The following is a 6,041-nucleotide window of genomic DNA, read 5'->3' on the forward strand; positions in this document are numbered from 1 at the left end:
GTCCCCGCCCCTCCACACCGGCCCATGCTCACCCCCCATGAGCCAGTCCCTCACGCCCAGCGCCTGGTGCGCGCAAGTCCAGGCCAAGTTGATGGCCGCCCTCGACGCGGCCTGGGCGCTGGCCGAGAGCAGCGAGGACCCCGTCGTCATCGTCCAGGCCCGCGCAAAGGCTCGGCTCTGCGGCCAACTGGCCGCCGACGCCCGCAAGATCGCGACCATGGTCCCCCAGCCCAAGACTCCTGAAGCCAAGCCGCGCCACCTGCCGGCCGCGATCCATGAGGCCTTCGACCGCCTGGACGCCGCCACAGCGCCGCTGATCGCCGAAGCCGCGCGCCAGCAGGCGCATGATGCGGGCAAGCCACCCGCCGCCCAGGCCCTGGCCATGCAGGCGGCGCTGAAGAAGCTGAAGCGGCGGTAGCCGCCTCACCACTCTTGTTACCGCTACCTTATCTGCTAGCTTCCCCGCGCGGACACCGGCGCCAAAACCGGAACGCGGGGAGAAGACGACCATGCTCAAGACCATCGCGCCGTCGCTGATCGCGCTCGCCCTGGCGTCAGCCGCGTCCGCCCAGTCCCTGCCCTACCAGGACCCCAAGCTCCCCGCCGCCCAACGCGCCGCCGATCTCGTCGGCCGCATGACGCTGGAGGAAAAGGCTGGCCAGCTGCGCCACGCCGCGCCGGCCATCCCCCGCCTGTCGGTCCCGGCCTACAACTGGTGGAACGAGGGCCTGCACGGGGTGGCGCGGGCCGGTGAGGCCACGGTGTTCCCGCAGGCGATCGGCATGGCCGCCACCTGGGACGCGCCGTTCATCCACAACGTCGCCGACACCATCGCCACCGAATTCCGCGCCAAGTATCTGGAGAAGGTCGGCCCGGACGGCTCGACGGCGCAGTATCGCGGCCTGACGGTCTGGTCGCCCAACATCAACATCTTCCGCGACCCGCGCTGGGGCCGAGGCCAGGAGACCTGGGGCGAGGATCCGTTCCTGACCGCGACGATGGGCTCGGCCTTCGTCGAGGGCCTGCAGGGGCCTGACCTCAACCACCTCAAGACCCTGGCGACGGCCAAGCACTTCGCCGTCCACAGCGGCCCCGAGGCCGACCGCCATCGCGACGACATCCACCCTTCGCGCCACGACCTGGAGGACACCTACCTGCCGGCCTTCGAGGCGCTGATCACCAAGGCCAAGGCGCAAGCGGTGATGTGCGCCTACAACGCCATCGACGGCCAGCCGGCCTGCGCCAGCGACGAGTTGCTGAAGGACCGCCTGCGCGGAACCTGGAAGTTCGACGGCCACGTGGTCTCGGACTGCGCGGCCATCGCCGACGTCTACCTGCCGACCTCGCATGCCTATCGGAAGACGCCGGCCGAGGCCTTCGCGGTCAGCCTGAAGGCCGGCACCGACCTGCTCTGCGACTTCGGCGGGGCCAACGGCGTCGAGGCGCCGGCCATCGTCGAGGCGGTGCGCACGGGGCTGGTCACCGAGGCCGAGGTCGATGTGGCCATGCGGAGGCTGTTCGAGGCCCGCATGCGCCTCGGTTTGTTCGATCCGGCCGGGACCGGGCCGTACGGCAAGATCACCGCCGCCGACAACGACACCCCCGCCCACCGGGCCCTGGCGCTGAAGGCCGCACAGAACGCCATGGTGCTGCTGAAGAACGACGGCCTGCTGCCGCTGAAGGCCGCGCCGAAGTCGATTGCCGTGATCGGGCCGAACGCCGACAGCGTCGATGCGCTCGTGGGCAACTACAACGGCACGCCGTCCAAGCCGATCACCGTGCTGGCCGGGATCCGCGCCCGCTTCCCGGACGCCAAGGTCACCTACGTCCAGGGCACGGGCCTGATCGGTCCGCCCAGCGAGCCGACGCCGGACGCGATCTTCTGCCAGGACGCCGCCTGCGCGACCAAGGGCCTGAAGGTCGAGGAATATGCCGGTCTCGACTTCGCCGGCGCCCCGACAGCGCGCACAGAGGCCAACGCCGGGTTCAGCTGGGGCCGGCCGGCCCGCGCACCCCGCCAGACCTCGATCCGCTGGAGCGGTTTCGTCACGCCCAAGGACAGCGGGCCGCACAGCTTCGCCATGACCGGCGAGCGCGGCTGGCGGGTGTTGGTCGACGGCAAGGTCGTGGCCGACGCCTGGGACACCGGCGTCGATCCGGCCCAGGCCCAGACCGTGCAGCTCACCGCCGGCAAGGTCCACGCCATCGTCATCGAGGCTCGCCAGGACGGTGATCGCGGCGAGCAGCGCCTGACCTGGAGCCAGCCTTCGGACAACCACGACACCGCCATCGCGGCGGCCAAGAGCGCCGACCTGGTGGTCTTCGTCGGCGGCCTGTCGGCCCGGGTCGAGGGCGAGGAGATGCCGGTCAAGGCTCCGGGTTTCGCGGGCGGCGACCGCACCAGCCTGGATTTGCCCGCCCCGCAGGAGACGCTGCTCGAAGGCCTGCAGGCCACCGGCAAGCCCGTGGTGCTGGTGCTGGTCAACGGCTCGGCGATGAGCGTGAACCGGGCCGACAAGACCGTGCCGGCCATAATCGAGGCCTGGTATCCGGGCGGCGAAGGCGGCAAGGCGGTAGCGGGCCTGCTGGCCGGCGATTTCAGCCCGGCCGGCCGCCTGCCGGTGACCTTCTACCGCTCCGCCGACCAGCTGCCGGCCTTCAAGGACTACACCATGGCCGGCCGCACCTACCGCTATTTCGGCGGCGAGGCGCTCTATCCGTTCGGCTACGGCCTCTCGTACACGACGTTCAAGTACGGCAAGCCGGTGCTGAGCGCGGCGAAGCTGAAGGCCGGCCAGTCGCTGAAGGTCTCGGTCGAGGTCACCAACACCGGCGGCCGCGACGGCGACGAGGTGGCCCAGCTCTACGTCTCGCGCGCCGGCCAGGCCGGCGCGCCGATCCGGGCGCTGAAGGGCTTCCAGCGGGTGACCTTGAAGACCGGCGAAACCCGCAAGCTGGACTTCACCTTGGACCCGGCGGCCTTCGCCACGGTGGACGCCGAGGGCAAACGCGCGATCAAGCCGGGCGCCGCCGACCTCTGGATCGGCGGCGGCCAGCCCGTGAGCCGGCCGGGTCTAGCCCAGCCGGCGGGGGTGGCGGCGAAGGTGACGATCACCCCTTGATCAGGCGGCCGAACTGGCGGCGCGCATGGTCCGCGCCGACCAGGTTGCGGCGGTCGTTCAGGATGATGTCTTCCTTGACGGGCTTGGGCTCCAGGCCCGCCATGCTGCGATACAGCACCATGGCCAGGGCCATGGGGATCACGGCCGCCAGGCCCAACATGAAGCCGACGACGAAGCCCACCAAGCCGACAATGGGCGGCGTCGCCGCGCCCAGCCCGGCATAGGCGGCGGTGGAGGTCTTGCCCAAGCCCCGGGCGGCCGCGTGGGCGACCAGGACGAGCACGGTGAACGGAACCACCGCCGTCTGGCACAGCACCAGGGTCAAGAGCTGGCCGCTGAACGATATGGAGAGCTGCTCGAGGATCGGCAGGGCCGTGCCCTCGTGGACGTTCACCATCAGGTCGGAATAGGCGCCGACCACCATCACGATCACGGTGAAGATCCCGGTCGACAGGAGGGCCGCGACGAAGGCGATGGGCAGCGAGGTCCGCACCTGCAGCGGACCCGAGAAGTATTCGGCCTCGCCGGTGTCGACCAGCACGTCGTCGGCGGCCCCGGTTTCGGCGCCCCCGGCTTCACCAGCGGCGCGGCGGGCGGCGACCATCTCCTGCAGGCGGGCGGGATCATCGCCCTCGCCTTCCAGACCGGCGCGCCAGCGATAGAGGAAGCCCATGATCGCGCCGGCGACGCCGATCACGCCCAGGAAGAACGACAGGTTGCCGCGCGCGACCATCTGGCCCCAGGCGACGCCGGGGGTGGCCAGCGAGACCGCCGCCAGGGCCGCCAGGGCGCCAGCCCCGGCATAGGACCAGCGCTGGGCCAGACCGCCTCGACGCAGAGCCAGATGCAGTCCGACGAACAGCCAGCACGTAGACCAGCGCGCCGCGCAAGCCTTGCAGCACATAGGCGTCCAGTCGGATGTCGCTTTGGGGAGCAGACTGGGGAACGGGCTGGGGCGAGGCCTGGCGGGGCGTCGGCGAAGGCTGCGGCGCCGGACGCGCCGCCTCCTCGGTCTGGCCGTTGTCCCAAGCCGCGGACTGGTTCTTCTGGAAGGTCGGAATCTGGTCCGAAGGCGACAGCGGCGTGATGACGACGGCCGGCGCCGCCGGCGCGGCTTTCGGCGGCGAACCGTCGCCCGTGGCCACCAAGGTCAGGACGACGGCGATGATGCCGCCGCTGACCAAGGCGCCGATATCGGTCTTCACGCGCATCCGGGCGCTCCTGCGTAAACTCCATGCCCGGTTTAGGAGATCGCGACTAACACCCCGCCAACAGAGGGGCGTTTTGCGCTGGCGGCGTGTGCCTAGAACGTCTCGCCGACCAGCTTCTCGCTCAGCGCCCACAGGGCCTGGGCGTTGGCGGGGTCGAGGGCGTAGCCGCGCACGCCGGCGCGGACTTCCGAGGCGTCCTCGACGCGCTTGGCGACGTGGCAGTCCTCGCAATAGAGGCCGCCGACTTCCTCGACCGGAGCGACGACGCCGGCCCAGACGCTGGTGGCCGCGCCCTGCGGGATGGTCTTCCACTCGAAGGCGTCGGCGCCGGCCGCGGCGGCCTGGGCGTTGAGGTTGTCGATCATGCCCTGGATGAAGGCCGGGTCCAGGTGGCGGGCCAGCTCGGTCTGGATGCCGCCCGGATGCACGGCCACGGCGCGGACGCCGCGGTCCTTGTGGCGACGGTCGAACTCGACGGCGAACAGGATGTTGGCGGTCTTGGAGCGGCCATAGGCCTCGAACGGCGTGTAGGCGGTGGTCTCGAAGTTCGGGTCCTGCAGGTTGACGTCCGAGAAGCGGTGGCCCGACGAGGCCAGCGACACCACGCGCGAGCCGGCCTTCAGCAGGCTGGCGATGCGGTTGATGAAGGTGAAGTGGCCCAGGTGATTGGTGCCGAACTGGGTCTCGAAACCGTCGACGGTCTTGCCCAGGGGCGTGGCCATGACGCCGGCGTTGGCGATGACCAGATCAAAGGCGCGGCCGTCGGCGACCAGGGCGTCGGCGGCGGCGCGCACGCTGGCCAGGCTGGCCAGGTCCAGCTCGATCAGCGACAGCGAACCACCGCTCTTGGCGGCCGCTTCACGCACGACGGCGGTCGCGCCCTCGGCCTTGCTCAGGTCGCGGGCCGCGCCGACGACATCGGCGCCGTGGGCGGCCAGGGCGCGGGCGGTCTCGACGCCCAGGCCGGCCGAAACGCCGGTGACCAGCACGCGCTTGCCCTTGAGGTCGACGCCGGCCAGAACGTCGTCGGTAGTGGATTTGGCGCCGAATTGATTGCTCATGACTCTCGTCCCTTGTTGTGCGAGCCGATCCGGAGGATAAATGGAGGAAGGCTCCGGTTATATATCCGGAGGCATCCTCCGTTTTTCAAGATCGATGTCCGAAGAATCTGAAACTCGTATCGAGAAGGGCGCGCGAAAGCCCCGCGCCGACAGCCTGCGAAACCGCGACCTGCTGCTGAGTACGGCCAAGACGGCCTTCGCCGAGACCAGCGCCGATGCGCCGTTGGAGGACATCGCCCGACGGGCCGGCGTCGGCATCGGCACGCTCTACCGCCACTTCCCCACCCGCGAGGCGCTGGTGGCGGCGGTCTATGCCCGGGAGCTGGATCAGCTGGCGCAGGCGGCCGAGGACTTCATGGCCAATCGCTCCGCCGGCGAGGCTCTGGCCGCCTGGCTGGACCTGCTGATCGACTACATGGCCACCAAGCGTGTGGTGGCGCCTGCCCTGCGCGCCGATCCGGGCGAGGGCTCGCGCGTCTATGCCAGCGCCGGCGCGACCATCCTGCCGGCCCTGCGCCGCCTGACCGAAGCCGCCCAGGCCGCTGGCGATATCCGTTCGGACATCGGCTTCGAGGACATCCTGCGCCTGATGAGCGGCCTCAGCGTCGGCTACGAGCAGCCGGGCTGGGCGGAGGGGGCGCGGCGGC

General features: G+C 70.6%; 5 protein-coding genes. 3 read left to right on the forward strand and 2 right to left on the reverse strand.

Features of this window, described 5'->3' with window-relative positions; genetic code table 11:
• Positions 1–37: 37 nt before the first annotated feature.
• On the forward strand, positions 38–418 hold the full coding sequence (locus tag AC07YH_RS26455) for a hypothetical protein (protein ID WP_494749871.1): 381 nt from the start codon (positions 38–40) through the stop codon (positions 416–418).
• 91 nt (positions 419–509) lie between these two features.
• Complete coding sequence (locus AC07YH_RS26460) at positions 510–3,122, forward strand: glycoside hydrolase family 3 C-terminal domain-containing protein (RefSeq protein ID WP_494749872.1); 2,613 nt, start codon at positions 510–512, stop codon at positions 3,120–3,122.
• Here AC07YH_RS26460 and AC07YH_RS26465 read toward each other — a convergent pair.
• Together AC07YH_RS26465 and AC07YH_RS26470 are read right to left on the reverse strand one after the other, a co-directional pair.
• Entirely contained in the window at positions 3,112–4,026 is a 915-nt protein-coding gene (locus AC07YH_RS26465; protein ID WP_494749873.1) for a hypothetical protein, read from the reverse strand. The genes AC07YH_RS26460 and AC07YH_RS26465 overlap by 11 nt on opposite strands.
• Before the next feature lie 399 nt (positions 4,027–4,425).
• On the reverse strand, positions 4,426–5,394 hold the full coding sequence (locus AC07YH_RS26470; RefSeq protein WP_494749874.1) for an SDR family NAD(P)-dependent oxidoreductase: 969 nt from the start codon (positions 5,392–5,394) through the stop codon (positions 4,426–4,428).
• Positions 5,395–5,488: 94 nt separating this feature from the next.
• On the opposite strand from AC07YH_RS26470, the gene AC07YH_RS26475 reads away from it, so the two are divergent.
• Positions 5,489–6,041, forward strand: a 553-nt coding sequence (locus tag AC07YH_RS26475; RefSeq protein WP_494749875.1) for a TetR/AcrR family transcriptional regulator, incomplete at its 3' end; no start/stop codon positions are given.

The organism is Caulobacter sp. GW456-12-1-14-TSB4, assembly GCF_059424195.1.